Annotated in this window: 15 protein-coding genes and 3 pseudogenes; 6 read left to right on the plus strand and 12 right to left on the minus strand. The window is 67.2% G+C overall.

Going from position 1 to position 14,078, the window contains the following annotated elements; all coding sequences use genetic code 11:
- Nucleotides 1-140: 140 nt before the first annotated feature.
- Nucleotides 141-1,403, plus strand: a pseudogene (locus tag ACIP63_RS34585) (ISL3 family transposase); the annotation flags it as partial.
- 262 nt (nt 1,404-1,665) lie between these two features.
- Nucleotides 1,666-2,475, plus strand: a complete 810-nt coding sequence (locus tag ACIP63_RS34590) for a hypothetical protein (protein WP_401523920.1) — start codon at nt 1,666-1,668, stop codon at nt 2,473-2,475.
- A gap of 35 nt (nt 2,476-2,510) precedes the next feature.
- On the opposite strand, the gene ACIP63_RS34595 is transcribed toward ACIP63_RS34590, so the two are convergent.
- Nucleotides 2,511-2,906, minus strand: a complete 396-nt coding sequence (locus ACIP63_RS34595) for a hypothetical protein (RefSeq protein ID WP_401523922.1) — start codon at nt 2,904-2,906, stop codon at nt 2,511-2,513.
- 32 nt (nt 2,907-2,938) lie between these two features.
- Nucleotides 2,939-3,820, minus strand: a complete 882-nt coding sequence (locus tag ACIP63_RS34600; RefSeq protein WP_401523925.1) for an NmrA family NAD(P)-binding protein — start codon at nt 3,818-3,820, stop codon at nt 2,939-2,941.
- Between the two features lie 104 nt (nt 3,821-3,924).
- Between ACIP63_RS34600 and ACIP63_RS34605 the strand changes: the two genes are divergently transcribed.
- Nucleotides 3,925-4,539, plus strand: coding sequence for a TetR/AcrR family transcriptional regulator (locus tag ACIP63_RS34605; RefSeq protein ID WP_401523928.1), 615 nt, complete (start codon nt 3,925-3,927; stop codon nt 4,537-4,539).
- A gap of 112 nt (nt 4,540-4,651) precedes the next feature.
- Here the strand turns inward: ACIP63_RS34605 and ACIP63_RS34610 are convergent, their stop codons facing one another.
- Nucleotides 4,652-4,897, minus strand: a complete 246-nt coding sequence (locus ACIP63_RS34610; protein WP_401524162.1) for a Tn3 family transposase — start codon at nt 4,895-4,897, stop codon at nt 4,652-4,654.
- Between the two features lie 465 nt (nt 4,898-5,362).
- Between ACIP63_RS34610 and ACIP63_RS34615 the strand changes: the two genes are divergently transcribed.
- Nucleotides 5,363-5,977, plus strand: a complete 615-nt coding sequence (locus tag ACIP63_RS34615; protein WP_401523931.1) for a site-specific integrase — start codon at nt 5,363-5,365, stop codon at nt 5,975-5,977.
- Nucleotides 5,974-6,516: a hypothetical protein gene (locus ACIP63_RS34620; protein ID WP_401523934.1), complete on the plus strand. Its 543-nt coding sequence runs from the start codon at nt 5,974-5,976 to the stop codon at nt 6,514-6,516. Before ACIP63_RS34615 ends, ACIP63_RS34620 begins: the two co-directional genes overlap by 4 nt.
- Here ACIP63_RS34620 and ACIP63_RS34625 read toward each other — a convergent pair.
- The 3 genes and pseudogenes from ACIP63_RS34625 to ACIP63_RS34635 all read right to left on the minus strand — a co-directional run bounded on the left by ACIP63_RS34625 (nt 6,440) and on the right by ACIP63_RS34635 (nt 8,561).
- A pseudogene (locus ACIP63_RS34625) lies at nt 6,440-7,038 on the minus strand (Tn3 family transposase). The gene ACIP63_RS34620 and the pseudogene ACIP63_RS34625 overlap by 77 nt on opposite strands.
- Nucleotides 7,028-7,303 (minus strand): Tn3 family transposase, encoded by a 276-nt coding sequence (locus ACIP63_RS34630; protein ID WP_401523937.1) that lies wholly within the window; start codon nt 7,301-7,303, stop codon nt 7,028-7,030. Before ACIP63_RS34630 ends, ACIP63_RS34625 begins: the two are co-directional and overlap by 11 nt.
- A gap of 328 nt (nt 7,304-7,631) precedes the next feature.
- A complete protein-coding gene (locus ACIP63_RS34635) occupies nt 7,632-8,561 on the minus strand; it encodes an AraC family transcriptional regulator (protein WP_401523940.1) in 930 nt (309 codons plus the stop codon).
- A gap of 147 nt (nt 8,562-8,708) precedes the next feature.
- Between ACIP63_RS34635 and ACIP63_RS34640 the strand changes: the two genes are divergently transcribed.
- Nucleotides 8,709-9,353, plus strand: a complete 645-nt coding sequence (locus tag ACIP63_RS34640; RefSeq protein ID WP_401523943.1) for an NAD(P)H oxidoreductase — start codon at nt 8,709-8,711, stop codon at nt 9,351-9,353.
- 143 nt (nt 9,354-9,496) lie between these two features.
- Here the strand turns inward: ACIP63_RS34640 and ACIP63_RS34645 are convergent, their stop codons facing one another.
- The 6 genes and pseudogenes from ACIP63_RS34645 to ACIP63_RS34670 form a co-directional block, all read right to left on the minus strand.
- Entirely contained in the window at nt 9,497-10,219 is a 723-nt protein-coding gene (locus tag ACIP63_RS34645; RefSeq protein WP_401523946.1) for a recombinase family protein, read from the minus strand.
- Nucleotides 10,220-10,435: 216 nt separating this feature from the next.
- Nucleotides 10,436-11,671: a serine hydrolase domain-containing protein gene (locus ACIP63_RS34650; RefSeq protein ID WP_401523948.1), complete on the minus strand. Its 1,236-nt coding sequence runs from the start codon at nt 11,669-11,671 to the stop codon at nt 10,436-10,438.
- Between the two features lie 263 nt (nt 11,672-11,934).
- On the minus strand, nt 11,935-12,315 hold the full coding sequence (locus ACIP63_RS34655; RefSeq protein WP_401523951.1) for a DUF1048 domain-containing protein: 381 nt from the start codon (nt 12,313-12,315) through the stop codon (nt 11,935-11,937).
- Between the two features lie 2 nt (nt 12,316-12,317).
- Nucleotides 12,318-12,647, minus strand: coding sequence for a PadR family transcriptional regulator (locus ACIP63_RS34660; protein WP_401523954.1), 330 nt, complete (start codon nt 12,645-12,647; stop codon nt 12,318-12,320).
- 19 nt (nt 12,648-12,666) lie between these two features.
- Nucleotides 12,667-13,142, minus strand: a pseudogene (locus ACIP63_RS34665) (Tn3 family transposase); the annotation flags it as partial.
- 57 nt (nt 13,143-13,199) lie between these two features.
- On the minus strand, nt 13,200-13,889 hold the full coding sequence (locus tag ACIP63_RS34670) for a recombinase family protein (RefSeq protein WP_401523957.1): 690 nt from the start codon (nt 13,887-13,889) through the stop codon (nt 13,200-13,202).
- Between the last annotated feature and the right edge of the window lie 189 nt (nt 13,890-14,078).

Raw genomic sequence — 14,078 nt, forward strand, 5'->3', positions numbered from 1 at the left:
GTGCTGTGTGGCTGACAGTTTGGCCCGTGGAAGAAGTGGTGCTCCGGCTGGATGAGTTGCTGTTCCCGTCGATCGCCGACGTGGCGGTGTTGTCGGTCGACGTGGAGGACGAAGCGGTTCGCATAGAGGCCCGAAGTACGGTGGGCGGGGCCATCTGTCCCGAGTGCGGAAACTGGTCACGGCGGATTCACAGCTCCTACCTGCGCTTTCCTGCTGATGTGCCCAGCGGAGGCAGACGAGTCGTCCTCTGCCTGCGGGTCCGCAGGTTCCTCTGCCCGGTCATCTGCGGGCGCCGGACGTTCGCCGAGCAGCTGCCAGGGCTGACCCGTCGGTACGGTCGGCGGACCGAGCGCCTGGGGTCGACGCTGGCCGCGGTCGGCCTCGCGCTCGCCGGTCGGGCTGGTGCCCGCCTGGCGAGTGTGCTCGGCGTGTCCGTCAGCCGCAGTACGGTGCTGCGGCTGGTCGAAGCGCTGCCTGACCCCGAAGTCCCGGCGCCGCGGGTGGTCGGCGTCGATGAGTACGCGACTCGTAAAGGGCGTCACTACGGGACGGCCCTGGTCGATGCCGAAAGCCGGCGTCCGGTGGACTTGCTGCCCGACCGGGAGGCGTCCAGCCTGGCCTCTTGGCTCGCGAAACGGCCCAAGGTGGAGGTGGTCTGCCGCGATCGGGCACCGTTCTTTGCCGAGGGTGCTACGGCCGGGGCACCACAGGCGGTGCAGGTGGTGGACAGGTGGCACCTTTGGCACAACCTGAGCGAGGCTGCGGAACGGTGCGTCGCAGGCCACCGCGGATGCCTGCAGGTCCTGGCGCCAGATCCCGCCCAGCGTACCCCCGAGCCGGAGAAGATCGAAGATCCCTCCGGCTCGCCCTGGCCGAGGGGACACCGCTTCGCTGACCGTACCCGCGTGAACCACGCGACGGTCCACGAACTGCTGGCCACTGGGCTCAGCCGGAGGGCGATCGGCCGCCAACTTCGAATGACCTCCCGCACCGTCAAGCTCCTCGCCGACGCGGCCACCCCGGAGGACTTGTTCCAAGGGCAGTGGCAGGGCCGACCATCCAAACTCGACGCTTTCAAGCCCTACCTGGATGACCGCTGGAACCAAGGCTGCACGAACGCCCGGAGGGTGTGGGAGGAGATCGTGCCGCTCGGCTATCAGGGCAGCTACCAGCGGGTTCGTGCCTATTTCCGGGAGAAGCGGCTCTCGCCAGGCCCCGTCACGGCTCGGCCACCGTCGCCCCGCGTCGTCGCCGGATGGATCCTCCGTCGGCCGGAGACCCTCACCGAGACCGAGCACCTTCGGCTCAAGGCCATTCTGGTCCACTGCCCTGAACTCGAAGCCCTCACCGGCCACGTCCGCTCCTTCGGCCAGATGCTCACCGAGCGGCAGGGCGAACGGCTACCACAGTGGCTCGATGCCGTCCGGCGAGACAACCTCCCCGGCCTCCATACGCTCGCGCAGGCATCGACCGTGACCGCGATGCGGTCATCGCCGGCCTCACCCTGCCCTGGAGCTCCGGAGTGGTGGAAGGTCATGTCAACCGGATCAAGATGCTCAAGCGTCAGATGTTCGGCCGAGCCGGGTTCAATCTCCTACGAAAGCGCGTCCTTCTCTATGGGTGACCACGCGCAGCGCAGGCTTGCCCACGCTATAGCCTCGGCCTGTGACCAACAGCGGCAGCCGATTGACGGAGAACAACCCTCATCCCGAGCTCCCCTGCTTTCAGGAGCTCCTAGACGGGACAGACTGGGCGTCGCTCGCCACTCCGTACGGGACCGGCGAGTCCCTGCCGGCCGCGCTTACGCGTCTCCTCGACCTCGATCCAGCCGTAAGAGAGGCCGCCGCCAAGGACTCTCTCGACGAAGTGACACACCAGAACAGCATCTACGAAGCCACCGTGCCTGTAGCGCTCTACGTCGCGGCCATCCTCAACCACCCGGCTACCGCAGCAGGCGAACACACCCACAAGGCCGACCTCCGACAACTGCGCCACCCCACCCGCGAAACGCTACTGGACTGGCTCGGCAACACCGCCTACGACGCTGACGACGAGACCGTCGCCATAGGCGAACGACACTTCGATGAAGGGTTCCTCGACGCATGCCCCGACATGCGAGCTTTCCGGGACCTGCGCCCGTTGATCTACACCGCCGTTCAACCGTTCCTCACCGACGACAATGCGAAGGTGCGCGACGCGGCCCTCGTCGCCGCCATCCCCCTCATAGAGCACCACGCCCTCATCAGGCACCGGAATGAGCTGGCTGACCACGCCCACCGCCTGCTCAGCACCAGCACAGACCGACACAAACGCGACCGCACACTGGACGCGCTGAACGCCTGGGGGCACGACACCAGCACCCTTGAAAACGTGCACGACATCGCCGTCCGTGAACTACGCACCCGCATGGAGGATCACGATTCGTGGTGGGCGAGCAACGGGACAGGCGGCTGCGCCGAAGACCCGCCGTTCTGACAAAGAGGCCCACGTCTCTACACGTTGGTCGTAACTCAACGTATGCGCTCCACGGAATGTGAGCCAGAACCCATTCTCATGAACAAAGCCACGGTGCCGGACTTCCCATGAATCCACTCGATCGCCCGCCCTAGGCGGTGATCTTTCCGCCGCTTGTCCTGCGGGTACAGGTCTTCCACGTTCAGGCACAGCACCTCGTCGGCCCGTGCGGCGGACTCGTAGAGCATCTTCCACTGCGTCTTCTCCCGCGGTGCGACGTCGAGGCGCCACAGGGCAGCGATCTGATTCTCCGCGAGAGCCATGGTGCGGTCCGGCGGCGTCCGCCGCTCGATGCCGATCGTCGGATCGCACTCGATCCAACCCTGGCGCTGCCACCAGCCGATCGCCTCGCGCGCGATGGACAACTCCCGGTTGACGGTGTCGGCGTCCATCTTGTCCGCTCGGGAGTCGCTGACCGGGGCGTTCAGGGTGTCGGTGGGATGGCAACGGCCCGCAAGGGCTGCAGATTGGCGGCCAGAAAGTCGTCGAACGTGCGCGATGACCGGCCGGTGATATCGCGGACCGAGGTCGAGGTTGTGGCCTGGGATCCGGCGGCGACTTCCTTGGCCAGGAAGGCGAGATCCTCGGCGAACCGGCGCGGCAGGCCCTGGGAGGTCATGGCGTCGGCCAGAGCGTCGGGGGGCAGTTCCGTCCGGCCCACGGCCTGTCCCAGCGCAGACGACATCTTGTCAGCGATCTCTGCTTCGGCGAGTGCCTCAGGACCAGTGAGGACGAAGGTCTCCCCTTCGCCTCGTTGCCCTGCCAGCAGGACGGACGCGCAGGCGGCGATGTCGTGGCAGTCGATGTGCGCGACGGGAGTGCTGCCGTAAAAGCTGATCAAGTTTCCGTCAGGAGCGAACGCTCCCGGTGCGATGAAGTTCTGCATGAAACCGGCGGGCCGCAGCAGCGACCAGGCAAGGCCGGAGGTCTTCAGGTACTCCTCGATCTCCCAGTGCGCGCCCTGGGAAAGCTTCGCCCCCTGGCGAGCGTGCCAGACCGACACCTTCACCACCTGCGTGACCCCGGCCCCGCGCGCCGCGTCGATCACGCTCTTCTGCTGGCGGATCATGGGCTGTTCACCGTCCAGCGGTTGGGCGCCGGCGCTGTTGAGGAACAGCCGGTCCACGCCTTCGTGCGCCGCGGCGATCGAGTCCGGGTCGTCGAAGTCCCCGACAACGAAGTCGCAGCCCAGCGTCCGCCCCTTGGCCTCGTCGCGGACGAGCGCGCGGAACGCCGCGCCGTCCTGACGTAATCGGTGCACCAAAGACCTGCCGATGGAGCCGGTGGCTCCCGTCACCAAGATCACGTGAGTCTCCTCCATGGATGCGGCGCCCCGAGACAGCTAATCTGAGGGGCCCTCGAAAAAAGCTAACATGAGAGTGCCTCGAATTAACAAGGAGCGGAGAGAAGATGGCCGAGCCCCCGCGCCGCCGACCGCGTGCCGACGCGCGGCGCAACAAGGATCGACTGCTGGCCGAGGCTGACGCGGCCTTCCGCCAAGAGGGCACAGACGCGCCCCTGGAGAGCATCGCCCGGCAAGCCGGCGTCGCGATCGGCACGCTGTACGGCCACTTCCCCAACCGCCGCACTCTCATCGGCTCCCTGCTGCGCGAACGCAATCAGGCCCTCTTCGAGCACGGGCAGGAACTGCTCACCAGTCCCGCGCCCACGCAAGCCCTCATTCGCTGGGTGAATGCGGTGGTCGAGCACGCTGCCGCCTACCAGGGGCTAGCCGCCGTGCTAGCCGACGGCCTGGACGACCAAGAGTCCGAACTCCATGCCTCATGCGTGCGCATGACCGACATCAGTGACCAGTTGATCGTCAACGCCAGAGCAGCCGGAGCCCTCCGCCGTAACGTGACCGGCGCCGACATCTTCGCCCTGATGAACGCCGCCGCCTGGACCCGCGAGCACATGCACCCCGAGCAAGCGGACCGGCTCGTGGCACTGACCATGGACGGCATGCTGTCTCAGGCACCGGGCAATGACGGAACGGCCGAACGGGGTGGCGCGCAGAATCCCTGACCATCGGCGGACGGGCCTCAGAAAGGTGACCGGACCCGAAGCCATCAGAGGTGGCTTCGGGCGCCGCTTCGACTGTACGACCAGTGCCCGCACAAGAAGGTTCGCGGTCGGCTCAAGCGGCCTGGCCGAGTCCGGCGGCGGTCAGGTCCTGGTCGCGCAGCGGGGTGAAGTCGACGTCGAGTTTCGGGTCGTACGCGTCGGGCTGGATGCCGAGTTGGTGTGTGGAGTACTCGCCAAACCGGTTGATGTGCTCGGTCAGATACGGCGAGATGTGCGCCAGGTCCTCCGGGGCGATCTCCCAGCCCTCCTCCAGGAGCTGCTGCACGATCTCCGCGATGTCCAGGGCGTTGTGGACGATGACCTGTTGACTGAACTACTCGCGAAGTTTCCGCAGGTCAGTGACCTTGTGGTGGAGGCGTCGTTGAGTGGGCCATGGAGGTTTCGAGAGACCTGCCAGCCCTGTCCGTTCCCCTGGTCGGAGAGCTGGTGGCCGTGGATGATCCGTGGGATCCCTACCGGCTCATCGACCCAGCCGGACAACCAGTCGAGGTCCAATACCGGCTGCCCACCACTGGTGAACTCGTCCCCCTCCTTCAGATCGTCCCGTCGAAGACGGACACCGAGCGGCTGCTGCTGGTCAGCCCCGAGCTCGCCGACGTCCTGAGCGCGATCATCTGCCGAGCCCGAGACAGCTCCGGGGCCGTTCCCCTGGTCCGTTCCTACGACCGCCGCGAATGCGAGTGGCAGGCGCCGGCCCCGTTGCTGTTTCAACGACGCATCTCCCGCGAGGACCGCGCAATTCACCGACGAGACCGTCCGCACCATGCTGGACCAAGCCCTCATCCCCACGGGCCTGACCGATACCATCGGCGACCCACTGCGCTACACACCGCACGACTTCCGCCGCCTGTTCATCACTGACGCCATCCTCAACGGACTGCCACCGCACATCGCCCAGGTCATCGCAGGCCACCAGGACATCAACGTCACCCTCGGTTACAAGGCTGTCTATCCGGAAGAAGCGATCCAGGCGCATATGGCCTTCCTCGCCCGTCGTCGATCCCTTCGCCCGAGCGAGGAGTACCGCGTCCCCACCGATGGTGAATGGCAGGAGTTTCTCGGCCACTTCGAGCGGCGCAAAGTCTCCATCGGCGCATGCGACCGTGCCTTCGGCACCCCCTGCATCCACGAGCATGCCTGCGTGCGCTGCCCGATGCTCTGGCCCGACCCCGCCCAGCGACACCGACTCGCCGAGATCCGCGACAACCTCCTCGCCCGCATCGCCGAGGCCGAGCGCGAGGGCTGGCTCGGCGAGGTCGAAGGACTCAAGGTCAGCCTCGCCGGCGCCGAGGATAAGCTCGCCCAGATCGACCGGCGTTCCCAGCAACGAACCGTCGTCGGTCTCGGCATCCCCACGACCAGGAGCGACAGCCAGTGAGCACCGATTCAGATCAAAGGGAACCAGGGCGTGATCTGAGCACTTGGCCAATCGAACGTCTCCAGGCGCTCACTTCGGACGCTCACGACTGGTCGCAGCTCGAATCGGTTCGCGTTGTTGCCCAGCAACACGCCTACGACTCAAGCCAGCCCCGCGAAATGCGTCGGCACTGGGCTGAGCTGTCGCTGCTGGCGAACCGACGAATGCTCGGCGACGGCGCAGAGGGATCAGCGCGCGAACTCCAGCAGGACTTCATGCTGCGAACGTGGGTGATCGAACACCTGGGCCCCGAGGACGAGAACTCCGACTGGAGTCCAGAGGCATTGGGCGTCGACACGCTCGCCGCCCTGGCGATGTCGCCATCAGAAGCGGCGACCCTCGCTACCAAGTGGCGCGAGCTTCCCATCCAACAGATCCGCGAGCTGCGGCGGCACAAGAACCTGACAGCCCACCTGGAGTGGCTCATCGGCCACCTGCAACCCGGCCCGACGCGCGATCCGCTTCTTCCCTGGATCGAGACACGCCAACTGCTGCCATGACCACGATCAGGCTGAACTTCAGCACCCAGAAGTGAAGTTCAGAGGAGACCGTGTTCGTGAGCAACGCGTTGAACTTCATCGCCTTCTCCTGCTCGATGGGATCGTTGTCGGCGGTGACGCCGCAGTTGCCGAAGCCGATCCACTGGGAGAACCGGTTGAACGACTCCACCTTGTTGGTCGCCGCCGTCACCCGCCGGCGCAGCGGCGCGCCCGAGAGGTAGCGCAGGAGCTGGACGGTGCGGATCACGCGGCCGACCTCGCGGAAGGCGGCGTAAGTGACGTTCTTCTCGACCCCGACCGCAGGCGCTTGAGCAGCGTGGAGGAGGAGATGGTGCCCTCGCGTACGGAGACGGCCACGCGCATCAGGCGGCGGAACTGGGACTCGATCAGGTCGAAGTCGATGACGTGCTTGCCCGGTTCGCCGAACAGTGCGTCGATGTGCACGTACTCCGTCTGCTTGGAAGGCCGGCAAAAGGTCAGTTCCTTCCAGTTCCTGATCCTGGGCATCAGGTCAAAGCCCAGGAGGTGGGCGAGCGCAAAGACGGGGAGGCTCTGGCCCTGCGTATCGCGTACACCGTGGTCGGCTGCACCTTGCTGTGTTTTTCAGCAGGCCCTCGATGATGTACACGGCTTCCCACACCCCGCACGGGATGAAGTGCGTGAACAGCGCGATGTACGTGTCCGAGACGTGGTGGTAGGCGATCCCGCCCGGCTTGCCGTACCGGACGCTCGTCTCGGAGAGCAGGTCGTCAAGGTAGGTGTCCATGTGGGTGCCGTCCGCCGCCACCGCTGTCCCGTCACAGCGGCAGTCTGCTGGGCAAGTTCTACGGCGACGAACGCGTCATCGACCAGGACGCGTTCAGCCTGGCGACATCAGGAGGCGCACCGCCCGGCAGCCCGTAACGTACGGGTACTGCCGCTGCGCGGAGCGAGAGGGGCCAGAAGTGGGCGCTGTCGAGCACAGCCTGGCGCGAGGTCGCGAAGCTTGGGACGAGCAACGCGGCCGCCTCGGCGCCGGGGACCGAACCTTCCGCCGGTTGGTGACCGGTGGCTCGCCTGGTAGGAGAAGCAGGCCCTGCCGCCCGGCCCGTTTCTCTGCGGTCGCGTTCCGTGACTCACGCCGCCGTCGTGCGGAACGTACTCGGACTGAGGCCCTTGTGGCGTTTGAAGGCGGTGCTGAAGCCGAAGGCGTCGGCGTAGCCGACGCTCTTGGCGATCTGGGCGATGCTGAGGTCGGTGTCGGCCAGGAGTGCTTCGGCGTCGTCCATGCGGCACGCGGTGAGGTAGGTGAGGGGCGGGTGGCCCATCAGCTCGGTGAAGCGCCGGGCGAACAGTGCCCGGGAGACGCCGGCCTGAGCGGCCAGCGACGCGACCGTCCAGCTCTCGGCGGGCCGCCCGTGGAAGGCGTGCAGGGCGGGGGCGAGGACCGGGTCGGCGAGGCCGCGGTACCAGCCGGGCGCGTCGGCGCCCGCCCGGTCGAACCAGGTGCGCAGCGTGCAGACCAGAGCCCAGTCGAGAAGCCGGTCCATCAGCGCCTGCGAACCGGCGGAGAGCCGGGCGGCGTCGGCGGCTGAGTTCTCCAGCCAGGCGCAGACCTCGGCGTCCTCGGCGACGACCAGGACGGGCGGCAGGGCGCGCAGGAGCCGTTCGTGGCGGTGCCCCGAGGCGCGGTAGGCGCCCACGATCAGCGCGGTCGCTCCCTCCGGGCCGGTGCCCCAGTGGATGCCCTCGAGTTCCTGGCCGGTGCACGCGGCGTCCGCGGTGAAGCAGTTGATCTCGTACGCGGTGTGGGGGCGGTGGACAGTGGCAGGCTCGTCCGCGAGGTGGAACCGTGCGGGGCCCCGGACGATGGCCGTGTCGCCCGCGCCGATCGCCCGCTCGGTGCCGTCGGACAGCAGCAGCGTGCCGCCGCCGCGCAGCACGCTGACCATGGTGAGCGGAGCTGCGTCGGCGAAGGTGATGCTCCAGGGCGCCGTCAGGACGGCATGGCTGACGACCGAGCCCTCGGCCCGGATGCCGCTCAGCAGTGAACTCAGAGGATCCACAGCGCAATCGTAGACGATCTCCTATGTCCTGGAGAGTTTCTCCCATGGATCATCTACGGTGCCGCGGTTGTACTGGACTCACTGCACCAGATCGAGCCCTCGGGAGACACCGTGCCGCAGCACAGCAGTGACAGAAGGACAGCCCTCGTGGTGTTCGCGCACCACCGCAGTGATTCCCTCACTGCCCACACCGCCCGCCGCGCGGCTGCCCAGCTCGAGGCCGCCGGATACCGCACCGACCTGCTCGACCTGCACGCCGAGGGGTTCGACCCGCGGATGAACGCGGAGGACCAGCCGGACTGGGGCAACCGGGAGAAGCCGTACTCGGACGAGACGCACGCTCACATGCGGCGGATCCTCGACGCCGACGTCGTCGTCGCCGTCTTCCCGGTGTACTGGCAGAGCGTGCCCGCCCTCCTCAAGGGATGGATCGACCGCGTATGGAATTACGGGTTCGCCTACGGCCGCAGCAAGCCCCGCCTGGCGGGCAAGCGCATGCTGTGGCTGGCCCTGGCCGGTGCCACCTCCGACGACCCCATCGCGGAGTCGATGCAGTCCGTTCTAGAGGCCAACCTGAGCGACGGCATCGCCTATTACTGCGGCTTCTCCCGCTCAACCGTAGGCCTGCTCCTGGACGCGGAAGAGCGGCCGCAGCGCATCGACGCCGAGGGCAATCTGCTGGTCGGCGATGCGGTCGCCGGCGCCGAGCGGGAGGCGCAGTACACCGATTTCGACCGTCGGGCACGGAAGTTCGTGGACGAGTTCCTCGCGGACGAACTCGTCACGGCCTGACGGGCCTCCGGATCCCGTGGGCCAACTCTGCGCCCGTACGTGCGGGACCTGTGGCCCGTCTCGCACCCGGCGGACGCCTGGGAGCAATTCCGCCGCGTGCTGGTCGAGCGCTGCGCGACAAGCACGCGACCGACGACGAGTGACTACGCGGGCGCCGCCAGACGCTTGGCGCACGGTCTGACACGGAGGTTCCTCAGATTCCGGTCCGACCGGATCGGCGCCGGAGTTCTCCGGCCTCGGGGAACATCGGTACAGCGGTTGGCGCTGAGAACGATCATGGTCCGATCTGCGCGAGCGTGCTGACGCGGTTCTCGTACGGCCGGGACGGCGGTGACCCGCAGGGTGTAGCCCTGGCCGCGCGTCTCGGTCTTCGCGGCCGCCACAGCGGGGCGGCGTCCGTCCTTGCTGCCCTTGGCCTTGGCGGCCCGCAGTCCGTCGTAGGTCAGCTCGCGCTGAAGGTCGCGCTGGAGTTCGCCGGCGGCGGCGAGGGTCTGCACCATGAACTTCACGGTGGACAGCAGCTCACCGGTGCGCGGGTGGCGGGCGGTGAGGTCCATCGCGGAGAACGCTCCGTCGTGGATGCGCAGGGCGAGGCGGTCGCGGTGCAGGACGTCGAGCACGTCGAGGATGTGCCCGGTGCCGCGCACGAGGCGGAACATCTCGGAGATGTGCACGGTGTCGCCGGGCCGTGCGTAGGCGAGGAGCGCGCGGAACTTCGGCCGCTGGAGCGGGTGGAGGCGGCTGGAGGTACCCGGGTCCTCCTCGAAGACGACCGGGTCCTCGATCCCGGCCTCGTCCAGGACGAGGTTCTGCCGGGCGGTCGACTGCTGGTCGGTCGACACCCGCTTGTAGACCAGCTTGGCCACGCTCTTCCCCGCTTCTGTCGGCGCATCGGACCCGGACTGTCATCAAACCCTGTCTTCAGCCGTCATCGGATCCGATTGGACCTGAGCTGCCGTCAGGCCCCTGGATCCCCCGGTCCATTGGACCTCCGTCGCGCCTGTCGTCATTCGATCGTTGACGACAGGCGGGACGGGTGGGCGACCTGTGAGGTTCGTCAGGCCGACCCGGTGAGTGGCGGATCAGTCTTCGATGGCCTGGTAGAGGGTGGTCCAGAAGTCGTGGATGAGCCGTGCCGAGTCCGGTGTGGACATCCCGGTCTGGGTGAGCAGGATGCCGACGAGCTGGTTGTGCGGGTCGGCGTAGGTGGTGGTGCCGGCGCCGCCGTCCCAGCCGAACTGGCCGACGGGCGCGTAGTCGCCGCGGTAGGTGCGCACCGCCATCCCGAAGCCCCAGCCGCCGTGCTGTCCCTGGCCGTGCGAGAGGTGGACGACGTTGCGGGCCCAGGTCTCCCGGGCGGCCGCCTGCTCGGGGGTGAGGCGGTTGGTGGTCATCAGCTCGACGGCAGGCCGGGACAGGATGCGTTCGGTGCCGTGCTTGCCGTGGTTGAGCAGCATGCGGAAGTAGGCGTGGTAGTCGTCGGCGGTGGAGTCGAGTCCGCCGCCGCTGGACGGAAAGGCCGGGGGCGTGCTGTGCCGTCCGCCCTCGGCCGGGTCTTCGATGGTGAACTCGCCGGTCTGAGGGTCGGGCGCGTACAGCGGCGGCAGCCGGTCGATCTTGTCGGCGGGGACGTGGAATGCGGTGTCCTTCATGCCCAGCGGGTCGAAGATGCGTGTCCGCAGGAACGTCTCGAAGGGCTGTCCCGTGACGCGGGCCACGAGCACTCCGAGCAGGTCGTCGCTGACGTTGTACAGCCACCGCTCGCCGGGCTGGTACATCAGCGGAAGGGTGCCCAGACGGCGTATCCACTCATCGGGCTCGACTGCCGGCAGCAGCCATCCGTTCTCGCCGTAGACCTTGCGCTCGAAGTAGGCGCTCATCATCGGGGAGCCCATGGCTGTCATGTCCAGCCCGAGCCCGCTGGTGGAGGTGAGCAGGTCCCGCACAGAGATCGGGCGTCGTGCCGGGACGGTGTCGCCCAGCGGGCTGTCGGGCCGCTTGAGGACCTGCCGGTCGGCGAGTTCAGGGAGCCATCGATCGATGGGGTCGTCAAGTCGCAGTCGGCAGTCGTCCAGCAGCACCATGGTCGCGGCGACCGCGACCGGTTTGGTGGTCGAGGCCATGCGGAAGATGGTGTCCCGGCGCATCGGTTCGCTGCTGTCATGGCGCATCGTTCCGAGCGCTTCGACGTGGGTTTCCTCGCCGCGGCTGACCAGGGCGACGAGCCCGGGAATCTTGTTGGATTCCACGTGACGTGCCAGTACCTCACGGAGCTTGCCCAGTCCGGCCTCGGAGAAGCCGTTGTTGTTCTTGGTCATCATGAATGTCCTCAAGTAGGTGTCGCTCTTGCGTGAGCGTCACGGCGTGGCGCTCATGGGCTGTACCTGGGTGGATCCGGGGTGGCTGGCGTGCAGCCGCACGGGCAGCAGTCATTGAGCCGTTCATGACAGTTGCTGGCTCATATGCAGCCCCGGACGGGTGGCGAGGGGCGGCCTGCCGGGCATGTCCGGTGGCCGCGCAGCACCGCAGCGGAGGGAAGGGGCGGCCCTGGACGCGTTGCGCCTGGCCGCCGTCAGGGCGTCTAGCCTTCCGTTCCGGCCTGTTCGCCGGTCGCGCGCTCGATGCTGTCGGTCAGCTGCTGGCGGGCACGGGCGGGGACGTAGCCACCGTCCGAGTAGTTCTCGGCGAACTCCTTGACGAACTCCGTCGGGTCCTGGCCGACGACCTCTCGGATCGGCGTCCCGTTGACCGCGGCCTGCTCAAACAGATCCGCGAGATCTTCGAACATCGACGCGTTGGCGTCGCCGTCGGTGGGGACGAAGTGCATCAGGTGCCGCTCGATCGCCTCGACCGCGGCCCGATAGTTCTCGGGGAGTTCCGCGACACGCGCCTTGTAGGCCCTCCAGCGCTTCTTGGGCCCGATCATCTTCGCGATGATGCCGCTCTTCTCGGTGTCGGACATGGTCACTTGTCTCCTTCGCGTAGCTGTTCCAGCCGCTGTGTGAGGAAGTTCCAGGTCTCCCAGAACTCTTCGAGGTACTTGCGCCCCTCGGCATTGAGGGAGTGCACCTTGCGTGGCGGCCCCTTCTCCGAGGGGACCTTCTCCACGTCGACGAGACCGCGCTTCTCCATCCGCAGCAGCAGCGCGTAAATGGTCCCTTCGGCGAGGTCGGAGAACCCCTGCTCCCGCAACCGCGTAGTGATCTCGTAGCCGTAGGCGGGCCGGCCGGACAGGGACGCGAGGATGACGCCTTCGAGCGTCCCCTTGAGCATCTCGCTGAGCAGCTTGGCCATGGAATACCTCCTTCCCGCGCTAGTTAGCGCCGTTGAGTACTGGTACACGGTAACGCTGACTACCGGTACTTAGCAAGAAGGAATAGCGGCGGTGGCCCGAGCTGCACCGTCCCATCCGGCCGAGCAGGTTGAGGTCGCGGTGCTTGAGCGGGGAGAGCCGGGCGATGTCCTCCTCGCGGATCTCATGGCCCTCGGCTTGGAGCTGGGCGACGGCAGCGTCGATGTACTTCGTGGTCCAGAGCACGATGGCGATGAGGACCAGGCCGAGCGCGCCGAGCTGGTCCTCCATGCCGTCCCGGTACGCTTGGTGAATGGTGCCGCGCTTGCCGTGGCACACGTCCCGGGCCAGCTTGCGGCGGGACTCCGCACAGTGAGCTGCCGGTTCATCTGCCGCCGGTAGGTGTCGTCGACCGGGTCGACGACACCCAGCAGGTGCTCGGACTTGGCGATGCGCCCGTACTCGGCGAAGGCCGCGCCCAGCGGGGTCGGGCGCCCTCACGTCCGAACATCGGGTGCCAGTAAGAACGCTGTCACCAGCCGCAAACGGCTGGTCTACTCCGCTGACTTCGCAGGTCGGGGCAGTTCGGCTGCGGCTGTCGCCTCGGCGAGCGCGACCCGCCCGCCCTTCAGCTCGGGTACGTAGTTGTAGATCGTGTTCCTGCTGACGCCCAGGAGCTTCGCGATGGATGTGACGGTGTTCCCCGGGCGGGTAAGCAGATCCCGGGCGTGACGCACCTGTTCCCCGGTCATGGCCGGCGGACGGCCCAGACGGGCGCCGCGGGCGCGGGTGGCGTCCAGTCCCTCGTTGGTGCCCTGCACGATGAGTTCGCGGATGAACTCCGCGAGGGCGGCGAAGACGTGGAAGACCAGGCGCCCGCCCGGTGTGGTGGTGTCGAGCGCCTCGTGGAGCGAGGTGAAACCGATGCCGCGCTTGCGCAGGCCGGAGACGATGGCGATGAGGTCCTGGATCGAGCGACTGAGCCGGTCCAGGGACGGCACGACGAGGGTGTCTCCTTCGCGGAGATAGTCGAGCGTCTTCCATAGTTCCTTGCGCTCGGCGTTCTTGCCTGACTTCTTGTCGGCGAAGATCCGGATGCAGCCCGCTTCGGTGAGTGCGTGGATCTGCCGGTCGAGCAACTGGCCTTTCGTCGATACGCGGGCGTACCCCACGAGGGCGCCGGTCCGTACGGCGGGGACAGGGGTGAGGAGATCGGCGGTGTCGTCGTCGGGAGCTGTCTGCACCCGCGAGATCGTACAAAAAACGGCAAGGTCCGAGTTCTTGAGCACGCCGACTTTCTGACACCGTTTTACGAGCATGATCCGCCGTCGATCCGGTCGCGAACCTCCGCTAATCGATCTTGCTCATCAATCGGTCGATTCATCAACGCCCATTCTCTTCCGGCAGTAGGCGAGCTCGTGGCGGGTGGCCAG

It is taken from the genome of Streptomyces sp. NPDC088746, from assembly GCF_044751065.1.
Taxonomy (GTDB): Bacteria; Actinomycetota; Actinomycetes; order Streptomycetales; family Streptomycetaceae; genus Streptomyces.

Coding starts and splice junctions, on each gene's coding strand:
- ACIP63_RS34595 (WP_401523922.1), bottom strand. CDS start 2,906: ATGGACGCCGACACCGTCAACCGGGAGTTGTCCATCGCGCGCGAGGCG.
- ACIP63_RS34605 (WP_401523928.1), top strand. CDS start 3,925: ATGGCCGAGCCCCCGCGCCGCCGACCGCGTGCCGACGCGCGGCGCAAC.
- ACIP63_RS34615 (WP_401523931.1), top strand. CDS start 5,363: ATGCTGGACCAAGCCCTCATCCCCACGGGCCTGACCGATACCATCGGC.
- ACIP63_RS34650 (WP_401523948.1), bottom strand. CDS start 11,671: ATGACCAAGAACAACAACGGCTTCTCCGAGGCCGGACTGGGCAAGCTC.
- ACIP63_RS34655 (WP_401523951.1), bottom strand. CDS start 12,315: ATGTCCGACACCGAGAAGAGCGGCATCATCGCGAAGATGATCGGGCCC.
- ACIP63_RS34660 (WP_401523954.1), bottom strand. CDS start 12,647: ATGGCCAAGCTGCTCAGCGAGATGCTCAAGGGGACGCTCGAAGGCGTC.